The sequence below is a fragment of the Nonomuraea sp. NPDC059023 genome (assembly GCF_042740095.1).
In the GTDB taxonomy this organism is placed as follows: domain Bacteria; phylum Actinomycetota; class Actinomycetes; order Streptosporangiales; family Streptosporangiaceae; genus Nonomuraea.
The window spans coordinates 96,408-112,858 of the sequence record NZ_JBHYIO010000014.1 but is presented as its reverse complement, the minus strand read 5'-3'; the positions used below and the strand labels follow the sequence as shown (position 1 = coordinate 112,858).

13 protein-coding genes are annotated in these 16,451 nt (G+C 71.1%); 5 read left to right on the top strand and 8 right to left on the bottom strand.

What is annotated here, in order from left to right:
• Positions 1-98: 98 nt before the first annotated feature.
• From ACFWYW_RS24350 to ACFWYW_RS24335, 4 genes are all read right to left on the bottom strand, one after another.
• Positions 99-1,517: a glycoside hydrolase family 3 protein gene (locus ACFWYW_RS24350; protein WP_379625473.1), complete on the bottom strand. Its 1,419-nt coding sequence runs from the start codon at positions 1,515-1,517 to the stop codon at positions 99-101.
• 74 nt (positions 1,518-1,591) lie between these two features.
• Entirely contained in the window at positions 1,592-2,443 is an 852-nt protein-coding gene (locus ACFWYW_RS24345) for a carbohydrate ABC transporter permease (RefSeq protein WP_379625475.1), read from the bottom strand.
• The gene (locus ACFWYW_RS24340) at positions 2,440-3,459 is read right to left on the bottom strand and encodes a carbohydrate ABC transporter permease (protein WP_379634078.1); all 1,020 of its coding nucleotides are present in this window, start codon (positions 3,457-3,459) and stop codon (positions 2,440-2,442) included. The genes ACFWYW_RS24345 and ACFWYW_RS24340 overlap by 4 nt, the downstream gene beginning before the upstream one ends.
• Before the next feature lie 3 nt (positions 3,460-3,462).
• Complete coding sequence (locus ACFWYW_RS24335; protein ID WP_379611430.1) at positions 3,463-4,806, bottom strand: extracellular solute-binding protein; 1,344 nt, start codon at positions 4,804-4,806, stop codon at positions 3,463-3,465.
• A gap of 142 nt (positions 4,807-4,948) precedes the next feature.
• Here ACFWYW_RS24335 and ACFWYW_RS24330 point away from each other — a divergent pair, with 142 nt between their 5' ends.
• Both ACFWYW_RS24330 and ACFWYW_RS24325 read left to right on the top strand, forming a co-directional pair.
• Positions 4,949-6,097: an ROK family protein gene (locus ACFWYW_RS24330; protein WP_379611429.1), complete on the top strand. Its 1,149-nt coding sequence runs from the start codon at positions 4,949-4,951 to the stop codon at positions 6,095-6,097.
• 12 nt (positions 6,098-6,109) lie between these two features.
• Positions 6,110-6,757, top strand: coding sequence for a M15 family metallopeptidase (locus tag ACFWYW_RS24325; protein ID WP_379611428.1), 648 nt, complete (start codon positions 6,110-6,112; stop codon positions 6,755-6,757).
• Here the strand turns inward: ACFWYW_RS24325 and ACFWYW_RS24320 are convergent.
• Positions 6,744-7,163, bottom strand: a complete 420-nt coding sequence (locus tag ACFWYW_RS24320; protein WP_379611427.1) for a MarR family winged helix-turn-helix transcriptional regulator — start codon at positions 7,161-7,163, stop codon at positions 6,744-6,746. The two genes, ACFWYW_RS24325 and ACFWYW_RS24320, sit on opposite strands and share 14 nt — an antisense overlap.
• A 37-nt stretch (positions 7,164-7,200) precedes the next feature.
• Between ACFWYW_RS24320 and ACFWYW_RS24315 the strand changes: the two genes are divergently transcribed.
• Positions 7,201-8,337: a cytochrome P450 gene (locus ACFWYW_RS24315; protein WP_379611426.1), complete on the top strand. Its 1,137-nt coding sequence runs from the start codon at positions 7,201-7,203 to the stop codon at positions 8,335-8,337.
• A gap of 307 nt (positions 8,338-8,644) precedes the next feature.
• Here ACFWYW_RS24315 and ACFWYW_RS24310 read toward each other — a convergent pair whose 3' ends face one another.
• Both ACFWYW_RS24310 and ACFWYW_RS24305 read right to left on the bottom strand, forming a co-directional pair.
• Positions 8,645-9,736, bottom strand: coding sequence for a glutamate--cysteine ligase (locus tag ACFWYW_RS24310; RefSeq protein ID WP_379611425.1), 1,092 nt, complete (start codon positions 9,734-9,736; stop codon positions 8,645-8,647).
• 816 nt (positions 9,737-10,552) lie between these two features.
• Entirely contained in the window at positions 10,553-15,079 is a 4,527-nt protein-coding gene (locus tag ACFWYW_RS24305; protein WP_379611424.1) for an ATP-dependent helicase, read from the bottom strand.
• An 88-nt stretch (positions 15,080-15,167) separates the two neighbouring features.
• On the opposite strand from ACFWYW_RS24305, the gene ACFWYW_RS24300 reads away from it, so the two are divergent.
• Both ACFWYW_RS24300 and ACFWYW_RS24295 read left to right on the top strand, forming a co-directional pair.
• Complete coding sequence (locus tag ACFWYW_RS24300) at positions 15,168-15,656, top strand: VOC family protein (RefSeq protein ID WP_379611423.1); 489 nt, start codon at positions 15,168-15,170, stop codon at positions 15,654-15,656.
• 249 nt (positions 15,657-15,905) lie between these two features.
• Positions 15,906-16,100, top strand: coding sequence for a DUF3046 domain-containing protein (locus ACFWYW_RS24295; protein ID WP_184966738.1), 195 nt, complete (start codon positions 15,906-15,908; stop codon positions 16,098-16,100).
• On the opposite strand, the gene ACFWYW_RS24290 is transcribed toward ACFWYW_RS24295, so the two are convergent.
• On the bottom strand, positions 16,083-16,355 hold the full coding sequence (locus tag ACFWYW_RS24290; protein WP_184966736.1) for a hypothetical protein: 273 nt from the start codon (positions 16,353-16,355) through the stop codon (positions 16,083-16,085). The two genes, ACFWYW_RS24295 and ACFWYW_RS24290, sit on opposite strands and share 18 nt — an antisense overlap.
• Between the last annotated feature and the right edge of the window lie 96 nt (positions 16,356-16,451).

The following is a 16,451-nucleotide window of genomic DNA, read 5'->3' as shown; positions in this document are numbered from 1 at the left end:
GCCGTCATCCCTCAGGCCGTCATGCCATGGGTTGTCATCCCACCCGTGGTCAACCCAGGGGCGGTCAGACCGTGGGCTGTCATGCCGGGGTCTGGGTTTCAGGCGGTGAGGAGTTCGACGGCGGCCATCGCGTTGGCCCTGGCCGCGCCGTAAGTGGCGATGTAGGCCGCGCTGTCGGGTTGCCACACGGGCAGGCCCATCTCGATCACCGTGGTGTCGGGCCGGGCCGTGACGAGCATGGTCACCAGGCGCCGGCTGGCCGTGTGCCGGTGAGCGTCCTTGACGACGACGATGAGCGAGCGGCCCCTGGCGCGTTCCAAGATCCCCAGGGGGTCCGCGTCGTCGGGCTTCAGCCTGACCGTCTCCGCCTCGGGCAGTTCCAGACCCCAGGGCACGTCGCCGACGGCGATCGTGGGCGGCGTGTCGAGTTCGACCACGAGAGGGTTGGTGAGGGGGTTCGTGGCGCCGGTCAGGCGGACCGCGCGGCGCGCGGCGGCCAGGCCGATCACGTTCAGCTCGGCTGTGGGGGCGGTGCCGGAGCCGAACCACTCACGCAGCGCGGCCACCCGGGCCGCCGCCTCCTCCAGCCGCTCGACCGGGACGGTGGCGGCGATCTCGGCGATGACGCGCTGGACGTCGTCGTAGCCGGGGATGGGGCCCAGGCAGAGCATGTCCGCCCCGGCGGCCAGCGAGCGCGCCGCGCCCCCTGCCAGGCCCACGCTCTTGGTGATCGCGTGCATGTCGAGGGCGTCGGAGACGACGACGCCGTCGTACCCGAGCTCCTGACGGAGCAGGACGCTCAGCGCGGCGGCGGACAGGGTGGCGGGGGTGTCGCCCGTGAGGGCGGGCACCGCGACGTGCGCGGTCATGATGGACTTCGCGCCCGCCTGGATGGCCGCCTGGAAGGGCGCGAGCTCGCGTTCGTACAGGACGTCCATGGTGACGTCCACGATGGGGATGGCCAGGTGCGAGTCCATGCGGGTCGCGCCGTGGCCGGGGAAGTGCTTGACGCAGGCGGCCACGTTCACCGACTGCAGGCCGCGTACGGCGGCCACGGTGTGGCGGGACACCAGCGCGGTGTCGCTGCCGAACGAGCGGGTGCCGATGACGGGGTTGTCGTCGGCGGTGTTGACGTCGGCGTCGGGGGCCATGTCCAGGTTGATCCCGCACGCGGCGAGTTCCGAGCCGATCGCCCGGTAGACCCGGTGCGTCAGCTCGACGTCGTCCACCGCGCCCAGAGCGGCGTTGCCCGGGTAAGGGCTGCCGACGTGGTAGGCGAGACGGGTGACGTCGCCGCCCTCCTCGTCCAGCGAGATGACGGGCTCCCCGGCGGCCCGCAGGCTGCCGGTCAGCTCCGCCACCTGGGCGGGGTTGCCGACGTTGAAACCGAAGAGCGTGACGCCGCCGAGGCCTTGCTCCAGTTCCCTCAGCACCCAGTCGGGCGCAGTGGTGCCCTGGAAGGCGACGAGCAGTGTGCCGGCCGCCAGGCGGCGCAGCCCCCGATCACTCTGACTCATATCTCCTCATCACAGAGGTTGGTGAGCTCGCGCCGCGGCCTGTACGGCGGGCGGCGCGAGCCGCTTGCGGGGTGCTAGCCCTTGACGGCCCCGGCCACCAGACCGGAGACCATACGGCGTTGCACCAGCAGGAAGAAGATCAGGACCGGGATCGTCATCAGTGTCGACGCGGCCATGATGCCGCCCCAGTCCGTCGAGCGCTGCCCGACGAAGAACGACAGCGCCCTGGGCATCGTGAACTTGCTGGAGTCCTCGATGAGCGTGAGCGCGAAGACGAACTCGTTCCAGGCCGTGATGAACGAGAAGATGCTCGTGGCCACCAGGCCCGGTGCGACCAGCGGGAACAGTACCCGCCAGAAGGTGGTGAAACGGCTGGCGCCGTCGATCCAGGAGGCCTCTTCCAGCTCCTTCGGGACGGCGGCCACGAAGGTGCGCAGCATCCATACGGAGAACGGCAGTGTCAGGCCGACGTTGATGACGATCAGGCCGAGCAGCTCGTTGTAGAGGCCCATCTGGCGCACGTTCAGGAACAGCGGGATGAGCAGCGCCTCGGACGGCACCATCTGCACGATCAGCAGCAGGATGAGGAAGCTCGTCCGGAAGCGGAACCGGAAGCGCGCGACCGCGGTGGCGGCCAGCAGCGCGAACACGGCCCCGATGATGATCGTGCTCACCGACACGATCACGCTGTTCATCATGTAGGTCCAGATGGAGTTGCCGTTGATGCCCTTGGTGAAGGCACGCTCGACGTGCTCGAGCGTCGGCGGCATCGGGAACGGGATGAACGTGGTGCTGTTGAGCTGGTCGTTGGGCTTGAAGGCAGCCGTGATCATCCAGTAGACCGGGAAGATCGCGAAGAGGAAGACGGTGATGCCGGCCGTGTTGAGGCCGATCTTGCCGAGCCTCTTGCGGGTCACGGGATTCATCGGACGTCCTCCGTCTTCACGATCTGCCGTACGTACACGAACGTGATCAGCAGCAGGATCACGGTCAGCACGACGGCGATGGCCGAGCCCAGGCCCATGTCGGGCGGCGGGCTGAAGGCCTCGATGTAGCTCCACACCGAGAAGTTGAAGGCCTCACGGGGCATGTTGGTGCCGCCGGCCAGGATGAACAACTGGGTGAAGACCTTGAAGTCCCAGATGATGGAGAGCACGACCAGGACCGAGAAGACCGGCCGCAGCAGCGGGAAGGTGATCTTCCTGAAGGTCTGGAAGGCGGTGGAGCCGTCCACCCGGGCGGCCTCGTACAGCTCGCTCGGGATGCTCTTCAGACCGGCCAGGATCGAGACCCCGATGAAGGGGAACGACGCCCACACCACGGTGACGACCAGCACGAAGTAGATGTCGAGCGGGTCGTTCAGCCACGGCACGCCCGCCCACTCCGCGCGGCCGAACAGCAGTTGCGAGAACCAGTCGGGCAGCAGGTTGAGGAACCAGTTGATCACGCCCGCGTCGGCGTCGAAGAGCCACTTCCAGACCACGGCGGCCGAGGTCGGCGGAACCGCCCAGGCGGCCATGGTGCCGACGATGACGGTGGTCGACATCTTCGGGCCGAGCTTGTGCAGGAGCAGCCCGACGAGGGTGCCGAGGACCAACGTCAGCGCCACGGTGACGACCGCGAAGATCACTGTGTTGCGGACGGACACGCCGAAAAGGTCGGACTGCAACGCCGCGGTGTAGTTGTCGGCGCCGACGAACTCCGCGGGCAGCGGGTTCCTCGGCCGGATCTGCCGCAGCCCGACCTTGTGGAAGGACATGTCGACCATCTGGTACAGCGGATAGAGCAACAGCACCGCGATGACCAATAGGCCGGGCAGGAGCAGGGCGTACGGGACAAACCGCGGAGGCAGTCCGCTGGGCCGGCGCGGCGGCTTGGCCCGCCGCGCCGAGGCGGAGGCGCGGTGGCCCCCGCCTCGGGCGATGGTTGACGTATCACTCATCGTTTACTGCTGGTTGAGGATGGACTCGAGCTCGGTGTTGGCGGCGGCCAGAGCCTCGTCGACGGTCGCCTCGCCCTTGATCACCTTGCGCGCCGCGTTCTGCAGCACGGCCTTGGTGTCGTTGGCCTCAGCCCAGTTGGGGCTGGCCGGGAAGCCCTTGGCGACCGCGAAGGTGTCGGTGAACGCCTTCTGCATCGGGTCCTCGCCGAGCTTGGCCAGGGCCTCGGGGTAGAGCGGGAGCAGGCCCTCCGAGGTGGCGTAGGTGGTGCCGAACTCCTTGCCGGCGGCGAGCTTGATGTACTCGGCCGCGAGCTCGGGGTTCTTGGTGTCCTTCCAGATGGCGATGTCGTTGCCGCCCTGGAAGGCGGGGGCCGGTCCGCTGCCGTCCTTGTTGGGGAGGGAGAAGAAGGCCATCTTCGACTCGTCGATCTTGCCCTTGCTCTGTTCCTTGACGGTCGTGATGTCCCAGCCGCCCGTCACGAACATGCCGACCTTGTTGGCGGCGAAGCGCTGGCCGATCTCGATCGAGTTCAGGTTGAGCCGGGACTTGCCGGACACGCCTTCCTTGGCGACCAGGTCCGTATAGAACTGGAAGCCTTCCTTGAAGCCGGGCTCGGTCAGCTTGCCGACCCACTTGCCGCCCTCGGAGGCGGCGAAGTCGCCACCTGCCGACCACACGAACGGGGAGAGGGACATGTTGGCGTCGGAGCCGCCGTTGAAGGCGAAGCCGTCGACGTCCTTGCCCTTCTTCTCCTGGATCGTCTTGGCGGCCGCGACGATGTCGGCCCAGGTCTTGGGCGTCTCGATCTTGAGCTCGTCGAACCAGTCCTTGCGGTAGAGCACGGCACGGGTGCCGCCGCCCCACGGCACGCCGTAGATCTTCCCGTCGATCGTCTCGTAGCTCCACAGGTTCTGCGGGATCGACTGGAAGTCGGGGGTCGACTTGGCGATGTCGGTGATGTCCTGCAGCGCGTCCTGCTTGACCCAGGCGGCGACCTGGTCGTTGCCGAACTCGGTCACGTCCGGGCCCTCACCGGCGGCCAGAGCGGTGGTCCACTTCTTCTGGGCGTCGGGCCACGGCACGAACTCGACCTTGACGTCAGCGCCGGTGAGCTCCTTGAACTTGGTGTTGATGTCGTTCATGAGCTTCGTCGAGACGTCCTTCGGCGTGCCCAGACGCCACATCGTGAGCGTCTGACCCGCGAACTTCTGGCCCGGTGCGGCGCTCGACGCGCCTTCGGACGGTGCCGCGGAGGTCTTCGGCGCCTCGGAGCCTCCACAGGCGGCCACGCCAAGAGCCAGAGCGGCTGTGGTGACCGTAGTGGCTGTGATCTTCGCGATCCTCACAGGGTTCTCCCTTCCATGGTGCTGGCCTACGGTCGGCACCAGGCTGGCTGATCGTCAGTCCGAACGATTGCTGCTAAACTAACAAGAAACTTTATTAAAAGAAACAGACCGTTAGCCGATCGTGACGAGAGGGGGCGCATTCATGAGCCGAAGCCCGGGAACCCCGCGGCTGCTGCGCCGGCTGAACGACAGATCGGCACTCGAACTGCTCCTTTACCAAGGACCGTTGACCCGCGCCGAGCTGGGGGAACAGACGGGGCTTTCCAAGGTAACCGCAGGTCAGCTACTCGCCCGACTGGAAGATCGTGGACTCGTGGAGGTGGTCGGCGAGCGCGCCGGCGGCAGAGGTCCGCACGCCGCCCTGTACGCCGTGGTTCCGTCGAGCGCCTACGTCGCCGGATTGGAAGTCCTGCCCGACAGCCTGACCGTCGGTGTGGCCGACATCACAGGTAAAATCGTGGTCGAGGTGACGGTCAATCCGCGGGGCACCAAGGATCCGGTCAAAGCGGTGCATTCTGCCGTACAACGGGCGTGCGCTTCGGCCAACATCAGCCAGTCGCAGCTGCGCTCGTTCGTCATCGGCACCCGCGGCGTCGTCGACCCCCGCTCCGGCGATGTGCGCTTCTCCCACGACCTGCCCGACTGGCACGTCGGCGTGCTGGCCAGCCTGCGCCACACCCTCGGCGCCTCGGTGACGATAGAGAACGACGTCAACCTCGTCGCGCTGGCCGAGCACCGTTACGGCGCCGCCGCCGGGCACGATGACTTCGCGGTCATCTGGGCGGGTATCGGCCAGGGCCTCGGCGTCATGCTCGGGGGCCGGCTGCACCGCGGCCTCACCGGCGGCGCGGGCGAGATCGGCTGGCTGCCCGTCCCCGGCGAACCGCTGCCCACCGACGTCCGCCACCCGCAGTCCGGCTCGTTCCAGCGGCTCGTCGGCCACGAGGCGCTCGAAGGCCTGGCCAAGCACCACAACGTGAGCGGCCTGTCCGTCGCCGACCAGGTCCGCAACGGCGGCGACCGCTACCTCGACGAGGTGGCCGCCCGGCTGGCGGTCGGCTGCGCCGCCATCGCGGTCGTGCTCGACCCGGGGCTGATCGTGCTCAGCGGCGACATCGGCCGCGCGGGCGGGGCCCGCCTGGCGGCCAAGGTGGAGCGGGCGGTGGCTCGCGTCTGCCCCTCGCCCTCCCGGGTCGTGACCACCGGCGTGGCCGGAAATCCGGTACTGCGCGGCGCGCTCGTGGCCGCGTTGGAGCAGGCCCGTGAACAGGTCTTCTCTGACACTGTGTGAGAATTTATGCCCATGGCGGCTGACATCGTGCTGATTTCGGACCCTCGGGTGGCGGCGATTCCGGTTCGGGAGAGTGGGGAGCCACTCGCCGACGTACGCGGGCGGCTGCGCGTGGACGACCGGCTGGCCGACGCGATCGGCGCCTACGCGCACCTGCGCTCCGGGCTGCTGGCCCGGCTGGAGAAGGCCGAGAACCTCCTGCCCTCCGGCTACCACCTGCTGATCGTCGAGGGCTATCGCCCGATCCCCACGCAGCGGCACTACTTCGAGGAGTACCGCGACCAGCTCCAGGCCTCCTTCCCGGAGATGACGCCCGCGGAGGCGCACGTCGCGGCCAGCCGCTACGTCTCGCCGGTCGAGGTCGCGCCGCACACCGCCGGCGCCGCCGTCGACCTGACGCTGTGCTCGCCCGAAGGCGTCGAGTACGACATGGGCACCGCCGTCAACGACAACCCCGAGCAGAGCGACGGCGCCTGCTACACCGGCGCCGCCAACATCGGTCCCGAGGCCCGCGAGCACCGCGCCATCCTGGGCAAGGCCCTCGAAGAGGCCGGCCTCATCAACTACCCGACCGAGTGGTGGCACTGGTCCTACGGCGACCGCTACTGGGCCTTCACCACCGGCGCCTCCTTCGCCCTCTACGGGCCTACGGCTTTCTGAGGTTCCCCAGCAGCACGTCGAGGTCGGCGGCGTAGGCGGCCAGCCGCTCCGGTGGCATCCCCGCGAACAGCGCGGCCGCCGCGGCCGCGCGCCCCTCCTCCATGGCGCGCACCGCCGCCGTGCCCCGCCCGGTCAGCGTGACGAGCGTGGCCCGCCGGTCGTCGGGGTGCGGCTCGCGGGTCACGAATCCGGTGGCCGCCAGGCCGTCCACCAGGCCGGTGATGTTGCGCGCGCTCACCGCCAGCGTGCCGGCCAGTTCCCGCTGCTGCTGCGGTCCGCGGCGGCCGAGCTCGCGCAGCAACTGCGCGCGGGACGGCGTCAGGCCGTCGGCCGCGAGCCTGCGCTCCATCTCCTCGCCGAGCAGTCCGGCCAGCTCAAGCGTCCGCTCGAATACCTCAATGGTCATGTAGTGATGCACCTTCACTATATGCTAGCTTCACGATATGCGGAATCTACCATTTGAGCGCCCCGCCCCGTTCGGCCCGACGCCGGTCCACGACGAGCTGCGCCGTACCGGACCCATCGCCAGAGTCGTGACCGCGGACGGTCAGCCCGCGTGGGTGATCGTCGGGGCGGCGCTGGCCCGCCAGGTGCTGTCCGACGCGCGCTTCACGATGGCCCCGCCCGGCACGCCCGAGGGGCCCGCCTCGCTGCTCAGCGACGGCGCGCCGCACGCGCGCCTGCGCCGCCTGCTCTCCCGCGCCTTCACCCCTCGCCATCTGGAACGGCTGCGCCCCGCCATCACCACGCTGGCCGGCGAGCTCGTGGCCGAGCTGCGCGAACGCGGACCCGGCTCCGACCTGGTCTCCATCGTGGGCCGCCCGCTGCCGCTTGGAGTGACCAGCCACATGCTCGGCATCAGCGTCACCGACCGCGAACGCTTCTACACCTGGGCCGACGCCGCCTCCGGCATCACCGGCGGCGGCGAGGGCTTCGAGCAGGCGTGGGGCGAGCTCACCGCCTACTTCCCCAGCCTGATCGCCGCCAAGCGCGCCGACCCGGGTCCCGACCTGCTGAGCGAGGTCATCGCGGTCCGCGACGCCGAAGACGGCCGCCTGAGCGACGACGAGCTGTTCACCACCGCCATCTCGCTGGTCTTCGGCGGCTACCTCACCGTGGCCAACACGCTGTCGATCGGCGTCGTCCACCTCGGTCAGGCCGGCGGGCTCGCCCAGATCTCCGACGTCCCCACCGCCGTCGAGGAGATGCTGCGCTACTCCGCCGGCCTCCACGGCGAGGCCTTCGCGCGTTACGCGCAGACGGACATCGACCTCGACGGGGTACGGCTGGCCGCCGGCGACCAGGTCCTCGTCCGCCTGGAGGCCGCCAACCATGACCCCGACCTCATCCCCGACCCGGCCCGCTTCGACCCCGCCCGCACGCCGAACCCGCACCTGGCCTTCGGCCACGGCCCCCACCACTGCATCGGCGCCGCGCTGGGCCGCATGGAGCTGGTCGCGGTCGTCGGCGCGCTGGCCGAGCAGGTACCCGGCCTGCGGCTGGCCTGCGCGCCCGAGGACGTCCCGTGGACCGGCAACCCCCTCGACAACGGCCCCGCCAGCCTGCCCGTCACCTGGTAGACCCGTGTTCCGGCATACGCAAGAAGCTCGGCCCCGCCACCGCGCCGCGGCTGCCGGCCGGGCCGGTTCGAGGCCGTGGACCCCGTCTCCGCCGCGACGATCCTGCGCGGCTTCGCGGCGGGTGGCGGTTCGATCGTGCTCCCGGTCCGTCCGCCCGCGGTTGGGCGGCCGGCGGTCTGTCGGACCTGGGTAGGTCAGCCCACGGGAGGTCAGCCCACGGGAGGTCAGCCCACGGGAGGTCAGACCTGGGTGGGGCGGCCTTACGGTGCGGTTGAGCCAGTGGGGTGAAATGGGTGGCGGGAGTGAGCTAGGCGACGGTGGCGACTATGAGGTCGTCGACCACGTCCGCGAGGTCGTGGTCGCGCTGGTGGACGCTTCGCTGGCGTACCGCTCCGGAGCCGCGGCGCATCAGCCGGTCCAGGCCCTCCTCGATGAACGGGAGGTCACCGGCATCGCCGACCGCCCGCCGTACGTGCTGGAGGAGGCGGCGCGCCATCTCCGGCGCCGGCACCAGTTCGCCCGCCCGCAGGTCGAGGCAGGCGCCTTCGAGCCCGTCGCGCGCCGCCCGCCAGTACGCGGCGCGCATCACCTCCGCGCCGATGGGCAGCCCGCGATCGCCCCGCGCCACATCGCCCAGCGCCGTGACCACCAGCCCCCGGATCAGCCCGATGATCGTGAGGCTGTCGTTGGCGTCGAGTGGCACGTCGGCGACGCGTACCTCGACGGTGGGCAGGGTGGAGGAGGGGCGGGCGTCCCAGTAGAGGGTCTTGGCGTCCATGAGCGCGCCCGACTCCGACAGCGCGCCGACCGCCCGCTCATACTCCGCAAAGCTCGCAAAGTACGGCGGAGCCCCCGAAACCGGCCACCGACTCCAGCTGATCACCCGCCAGGAGGCGTAGCCGGTGTCCCGGCCGACGAAGAACGGGGAGTTGGCCGCGAGCGCGATGAGCGTGGGCAGCCAGGGCCGCAGGTGGTTGCCGACGTAAACGGCAAGCTCCTCATCCGGCACGTCCACATGGACGTGGAGAGCGCAGATGCACAGTTCATCCTGGAGAGCCCGATAGCGCACCTGCCCGTTCTCGTACCGCGGATCGTCCGAGAGCGGAATCGGCCCCGACTGGCCCAGGACCGGCATCGCGCTGGCGACCAGCGCCAGCCCGCATTCCTGCGCCGCCTTCGCCACCTCCGTACGGGCGGCGCGCAGTCTCGCCCCCAACTCGGAGAGGTCGCTCGACGGCGCGGTACGGGCTTCGATCTGGAACTGGCTGATCTCCTGGGTGATGTCCTCACCCATCACGTTCGTCGCTGCGGCCAGAACATCCGCCGCCCGGGGTGCCACATGTCGTGTGTGGGGATCGACGATTAGGTACTCCTCCTCGATCCCGATGAGGGGAGTCACGAGTGGTTTATACCCATTTCAACCCTTACGGCAACGTCACCATCGTGAGCCCATCCCCACCACCCCCTGACCAGCCCCAACACCGCACCCAACCCACCCAAGGCCTCCCCGCCCAGCCGCAAACCAAGCACCGCAACCCGGGCCACACACAACCGCAGCCCAAGAACCCCCACCCCGCGAGCCCACCGCCCGCGCCCCGCCCCCGCGCCCCCCGCGCTCCGCGCCCCCGCGCCCCCGCGCCCCCCGCGCTCCGCGTCCTGCCCCGCGCTCCGGGCTCCTGTGCTCCGCCCCCTGCCCCGCGCCCCCGCGCCCGCGCCCTGCGCTCCGCGCCCCCGCGCCCCCCGCGCCCGCGCCCTGCGCTCCGCGTCCGCGCCCCCTGCGCTCCCGCGCCCTGCGCCTGCGTCCCCTACGCTCCCGCCCTGTGCCTGCGTCCCCTACGCTCCCGCCCCGCGTTCCCGTCCCCTGCGCTCCCGCGCCCGCGCCTCTGCGCTCCCGCGCCCGCGCTCCGCGTCCGTGCCTGCGTCCCGTGCCCCGCGCTCCGCGCCGTGCCCAAGAGCGGGCTATGCGCGCTCGCACCCAACCAAGAACCACCTCCGGGGTCACAGCCGCCCATGCGCCCAACCACCAACGGTGCCGTCTCGGCCCCGGCGCAGACGCAGGCGACAACCGGCGTCGACTGCAGCGGTCGCCGAGAACGCCCGCGCACCCAACCGCGACCACCGCCTCGCCGGCACCCGCGCCGAGAACGCCTGCGAGCTCAACCGCGACCACCGCCCCGCCGGCATCCCGCACCGAGGCTGGAAACCGCTGCCCCAGTCAGGCGCGCAGCCGCAACCCCCGCGGAGTCGGGTGGAATCCGGCGGACTCCAAGGCCGCGGCCAATGGCGAGTCGTTGATGTGTCCGCCGTCCGCCCGCTCCACCGTCAGCTTGCCCAGCGCCCCATCCCGCACCGCCAGAGCCAGCGCGTCCACGGCGGGCTGCAGTCGCGTGTCGTCGGCGAAGGAGAGCAGTGTCTTGCCGCCCCGCTCCACGTAGAGCGCCAGGTGCCCGTCCACCAGGACCACCAGGGCGCCCGCTTTACGGCCGGGCTTGTGGCTGCCGGGGTGCGCGGGCCAGGGGAGGGCGGCGCCGTAGGGGTTGGCGGGGTCGGCGGCGGCCAGGACCACCGCGCGCCGGGCCCGCTCGGCTTCGGAACCGCGGCGCGAGTCCGGGTGCGAGCCGGGGTGGGGTTCGGGGCGTGGCTCGGGTTCCGCGGACATCGCGCGCATGCGGTCGACCGCGCCGGGCAGGGCGAACTGGGCGCCGCCCAGCCCCTCCACGAAGTAGCCGCGGCGGCAGCGCCCGCTCTCCTCGTACGCCCGCAGCACCTGGTAAACGGGCGTGAACCCACCGGGCAGGCGCTCCGAGGTGACCGCGCCCCTGGTGACGACGCCGTGGCGTTCGAGCATGACCTCGGCCTGCGCCTGGGCGCGCTGGGCCGGCTGGTCGGAGGGGGCGGGCAGCAGCCACCAGCGGCCGGCGACCGTGGGCGGCCCGGTACGGCTGGGCAGTACGGCCCGCCGCCGCCGGTTCGTCGCCGGCCGGTGCGCCGGACGCCCGGTGCCCAGGGCGGCGCGCATCGGCGCCAGCGTGTCGCCGGAGACCCGCCCCGCCCACACCAGGTCCCACAGGGCAGCGGCCAGCGCCCCGTCATCCAACGAGCCCATCTGGTCGGACAACCCGCGGAAGAACAACGCCCCACCCCCGCCGAGCGCGCCGAGGATCTGCTCGTGCAGCGGCGTCAGGGTGATCTCGGCGGGTTCCGGCATGAGCAGGGGAGCCGTGTCGGCGAAGTAGAGGGAGATCCAACCGTCACCGCCGGGCAGCGAACCCTGCCCCGCCCAGATGACCTCACCGGCCGCCGTCAGCTCGTCGAGCAGCGCGGGCGAGTAGCCGGGGACACGGGCGGGAAGCACGAGCGTCTCCAGGGCCGAGGCCGGGACCGCCGCCCCCTGCAACTGGTCGAGCGCACCGACCAGAGCGTCCATGGCCCGCGCCGGGCCGCCTCCCTCGCGCGCGCCGTCGGGGCTGGGCGAGGTGATGCCGTGCCAGGCGGGCAGGAACCGGGCCAGCGTCTCCGGGGAGACCGGTTCGACCTCCTTGCGCAGCCGGGCCAGCGACCTGCGACGCAGCATCCGCAGCACGCCCGAATCGCACCACTCCTCACCCCGGCCGCCGGGACGGAACTCGCCGCTGACGACCCGCCCGGTCACCGCCAGCCGCCGCAGCGCGTCGGTGACCACGGCGACGCCGAGGCCGAAGCGGGCGGCAGCCGTACCGGAATGGAAGGGGCCGCGGGTGCGGGCGTGTCGGGCCACGAGGTCGGCCAGGGGGTCGGCGACCGGTTCGAGGAAGACGTGCGGGACGCCGACGGGCAGCGGCGCGCCGAGCGCGTCGCGCACACGGGCGGCGTCCTCGATCGCGACCCACTGCTCCTCGCCGGCGATCCGCACCGGGAGGGCGCGGCGGGCGCTCTCGAGCCCGGTCAGCCAGGCGGGGTCGCCGCCGCGCACGCTGACGTCGGCGGCGAGCAGCGGACCGTGCGAACGCAGCAGGTCGGCGAGGTCCTCCTGGTCGCGCAGCGGCCGGTCGAGCCGGGCCAGCTCCCGCTCGGTGTCGGCGATCACGTCGGGGTCGAGCAGTTCGCGCAGGTCGGCCTGGCCGAGCAGTTCGGCCAGCAGGGACGTGTCGAGGGCCAGCGCCTGGGCGCGGCGCTCGGCCAGCGGGGCGTCGCCTTCGTACATGAACGCGCCGATGTAGTGGAAGAGCAGCGAGGCCGCGAACGGCGAGGCCTGCGAGGTCTCCACCTCCACCACCCGCACCTTTCTGGCGGCGATGTCGCGCATGAGCGTCACCAGGCCGGGCACGTCGAAGACGTCCTGCAGGCACTCGCGCATGGTCTCCAGCACGATCGGGAACGAGGCGTACTGGCTGGCCACGCCGAGCAGATGGGCGGCGCGCTGGCGCTGCTGCCACAACGGGCTGCGCCGGCCCGGCACCCGCCTGGGCAGCAGCAGCGCCCGGCCCGCGCACTCGCGGAACCGCGCGGCGAACAGCGCGGAACCGCCCAGCTCCTCGGTGACGAGCTGCTCGATCTCCTCGGCGTCGAAGGCGGCCACGTCGGTGGGCGGTTCCGCCAGGGTGTCGGGGATGCGCAGCACGATGCCGTCGTCGGAGTGGACCGCCTGCACGTCGACGCCGTAGCGCTCGCGCAGCCGCCGGTTGATCGCCAGCGCCCATGGGGCGTGCACGCGCGCGCCATAGGGGGAGTGGATCACCACGCGCCAGTCGCCCAGCTCGTCGTGGAAGCGCTCGACCAGCAGCGTGCGGTCGTCGGGGACGTAGCCGGTGGCCTCGCGCTGCTCGGTCAGGTAGGCCAGCAGATTCGCCGAGGCGAACGCGTCGAGCCCGGCCGCGCGCATCCGCTCCTCCTCCGGCTCGCGCAGGAACTCGCCGATCGCCTTGCCCAGCTCGGCGGGACGGCCGGCGGTGTCGCCGTGCCAGAACGGCAGCTTGCCCGGCTGACCCGGCGCGGGGGAGACCAGCACGCGGTCGGCGGTGATGTCCTCGATCCGCCAGGAGGTCGCGCCCAGCACGAACACGTCGCCGACGCGCGACTCGTAGACCATCTCCTCATCCAGCTCGCCCACCCGCGAGGCCTTCTCACCGACGAGGAAGACGCCGAACAGGCCGCGGTCGGGGATCGTGCCGCCGTTGGTGACGGCCAGCCGCTGCGCGCCGGGCCGCCCCTGCAGGGTGCCGGTCACGCGGTCCCACACGACGCGCGGGCGCAGCTCGGCGAACTCCTCGCTCGGGTAGCGGCCGGCGAGCATGTCGAGCGTCGCCTCCAGTGCCGTTCGCGGGAGGGTGGAGTACGGCGCGGCCCGCCGTACCAGAGCTTCGAGCTCGTCGACCGTCCACTCGTCGAGCGCGGTCATCGCCACGATCTGCTGGGCCAGCACGTCGAGCGGGTTGCGCGGATAGCGCAGCTCCTCGATCTGGCCCGCCTTCATGCGCTCGGCCACGACGGCGGTCTGCACCAGATCGCCGCGGTACTTCGGAAAGATGACGCCCCTGGAGACCGCGCCCACCTGGTGGCCGGCGCGGCCGATGCGCTGCAGCCCGCTGGCCACGCTCGGCGGTGCCTCCACGCAGGCGACCAGGTCGACGGCGCCCATGTCGATGCCCAGCTCCAGGCTGGAGGTGGCGACCACGGCGGGCAGCCGGCCCGACTTCAGCGCCTCCTCGATCTGGGCGCGCTCCTCCTTGGAGACCGAGCCGTGGTGGGCGCGCACGATCTCGGGTATCGCGCCCCTGCTCGCTCCGGCCTGCGCCATCATCTGCGCGGGCATGTCGAAACCGGTCAGGTCAAGCGCCTCGGGGCCCTGCTCGCGCTCGTAGGCCAGCTCGTTGAGGCGGGTGCACAGGCGCTCGGCCAGCCGCCGCGAGTTGGCGAAGACGATCGTGGAACTGTGGGCCTCGATCAGGTCGAACAGCTTGTCCTCGACATGCGGCCAGATCGAGCGGTTGACCGGCTCGGCGAAGTCGTCCTGCGGCTCGCCGGGGCGCGCCTCCATCTCCGTCATGTCCTCGACGGGGACGACGACCTCGACCTCGATCCGCTTGTCGGACGGCGGCTGGACCACCGCGGCCGGGCGGGCGCCGCCCAGGAACGCGGCCACCTCGCTCACCGGCCGCACGGTCGCCGACAGCCCGATGCGCTGGGCGGGCCGCTCCAGCAGGGCGTCGAGGCGTTCGAGGCTGAGCGCCAGGTGCGCGCCGCGCTTGGTCGCCGCCACCGCGTGCACCTCGTCGACGATCACCGTCTCGACGCCGCGCAGCACCTCGCGCGCCTGGCTGGTCAGCAGCAGGAACAGCGACTCCGGCGTGGTGATGAGGATGTCGGAGGGCTTGCCGGCGAACCTGCGCCGCTCGTCGGCGGGCGTGTCGCCCGACCTGATCGACACGGAGATCTCCGGCACCGGCAGGCCCAGCCGCCGCGCCGTCTGTTTCATGCCCGCCAGCGGCGCGCGCAGGTTGCGCTCGACGTCGACGGCCAGCGCCTTGAGCGGCGAGACGTAGAGCACCTTGGTGCCCTTGGCCTCCCGCGCGCGCGTGGCCAGGCGGTCGAGCGACCACAGGAAGGCGGCGAGCGTCTTGCCCGACCCGGTGGGCGCCACGACGAGCGTGTTGTCGCCGCGGGCGATGGACGCCCACGCCCCCTCCTGGGCGGCGGTGGGCGCGACGAAGGCGCCGGTGAACCATTGGCTGGTCAGCGGGCTGAAATGGGCAAGCGAGCTCACGTGCACATGATGCCTCGCCGCACCGACAGAAAACGCATTGCCGCCGCCCGGGGTGGTTGAGTGACGTCCGAACGGACATACACCGACTGTGACCACCGACCACGCGGCCATCGACGCGCAACGGGACCGGCTGAGGGAGAAGTACCTCTTACCGCACCGGCCGTCCAGCAGTGCCCGCGGCCTGCACCACTTCGCGCTCATCTCCTCGGACGTGGAGCGAACGATCCGCTTCTACCAGGAGCTTCTGGAGTTCCCGCTCACGGAGATCTTCGAGAACCGCGACTACCGCGGCTCGAACCACTTCTTCTTCGACATCGGCAACGGGAACCTGCTGGCCTTCTTCGACTTCCCCGGCCTCGACCTCGGACCGTACCAGGAAGTGCTCGGCGGTCTGCACCACATCGCGATCTCCGTCGACCCCGCGACGTGGGACCGGCTGCGCGGGAAGCTGGAGATGGCCGGCGTGCCGCACCAGATCGAGAGCGGCGCCTCCATCTATTTCAAAGACCCCGACGGCGCCAGGCTGGAGCTGCTCGCCGACCATCTCGGTGAGATGTACGGCTCCCGGGTGATGTGACGGTCAGCGCCGCGACGCCCGCCGGGTGCGCGGCCGGCCCGTGCGGGGTTCGCTCCGAATTCCGGCGTGCCGCTCGGATCGATCCGCTTTCTCCTGCTGTACGGCGGAGCGAAGTAAGACGAGCAGATGGCGACGCCTAGCGCGAAGAGCCCGCTTCCTGGGGGATGTGGGGGGTCTGGGGGATGAAGACTTGGAGGCCTTTGGCATGCGGGTGTCTTACCCATGCCTCAGCTCGTCGATACTTGGTGCATGCGCCTGACCGAATTCTGGAGAAGGATGCGCGTGCACTTCGGTGACGTGTACGCCGACTCATGGGCCCACGACTACGTGCTGGCCCCGCTCGGCGGCCGCACGGTCGTGCAGGCGCTCGCCGACGGCGAGAGCGTCAAGTCCGTCTGGCGGGCGGTCTGCCAGGTCGAGAGCGTCTCACCCAAGCTCCACTGACAGTGTGTCCCTGAGCGACCTGGCGGTCTGATCCAGATCGTCGGCGCTGCCCTGCCCGCCGGGCGACCACAGGAACATCCAGCCCCGGTGCGCGGGCGTGGCGAAGATGATGGTCTGTTTGCCGCTGCGCGGATGCCAGGCCCACAGGACCGGATCGTCGCCGCCGACCATGCGACCCACCAGCCCGTGCGCGGGCAGCAGCTCGGCCAGAGCCTCCAGATGGGTGCGCCGTTCCCCGGTGTACGTGCTCGCCACGTCGCCGCCCTTCGACCGTTCTCCTCAGGATCTCCCCAGCTCACGGGGCATGGCAACAGGGCTGGCGCAATGCCCGGGAATGTCCTGTCGGTTCAG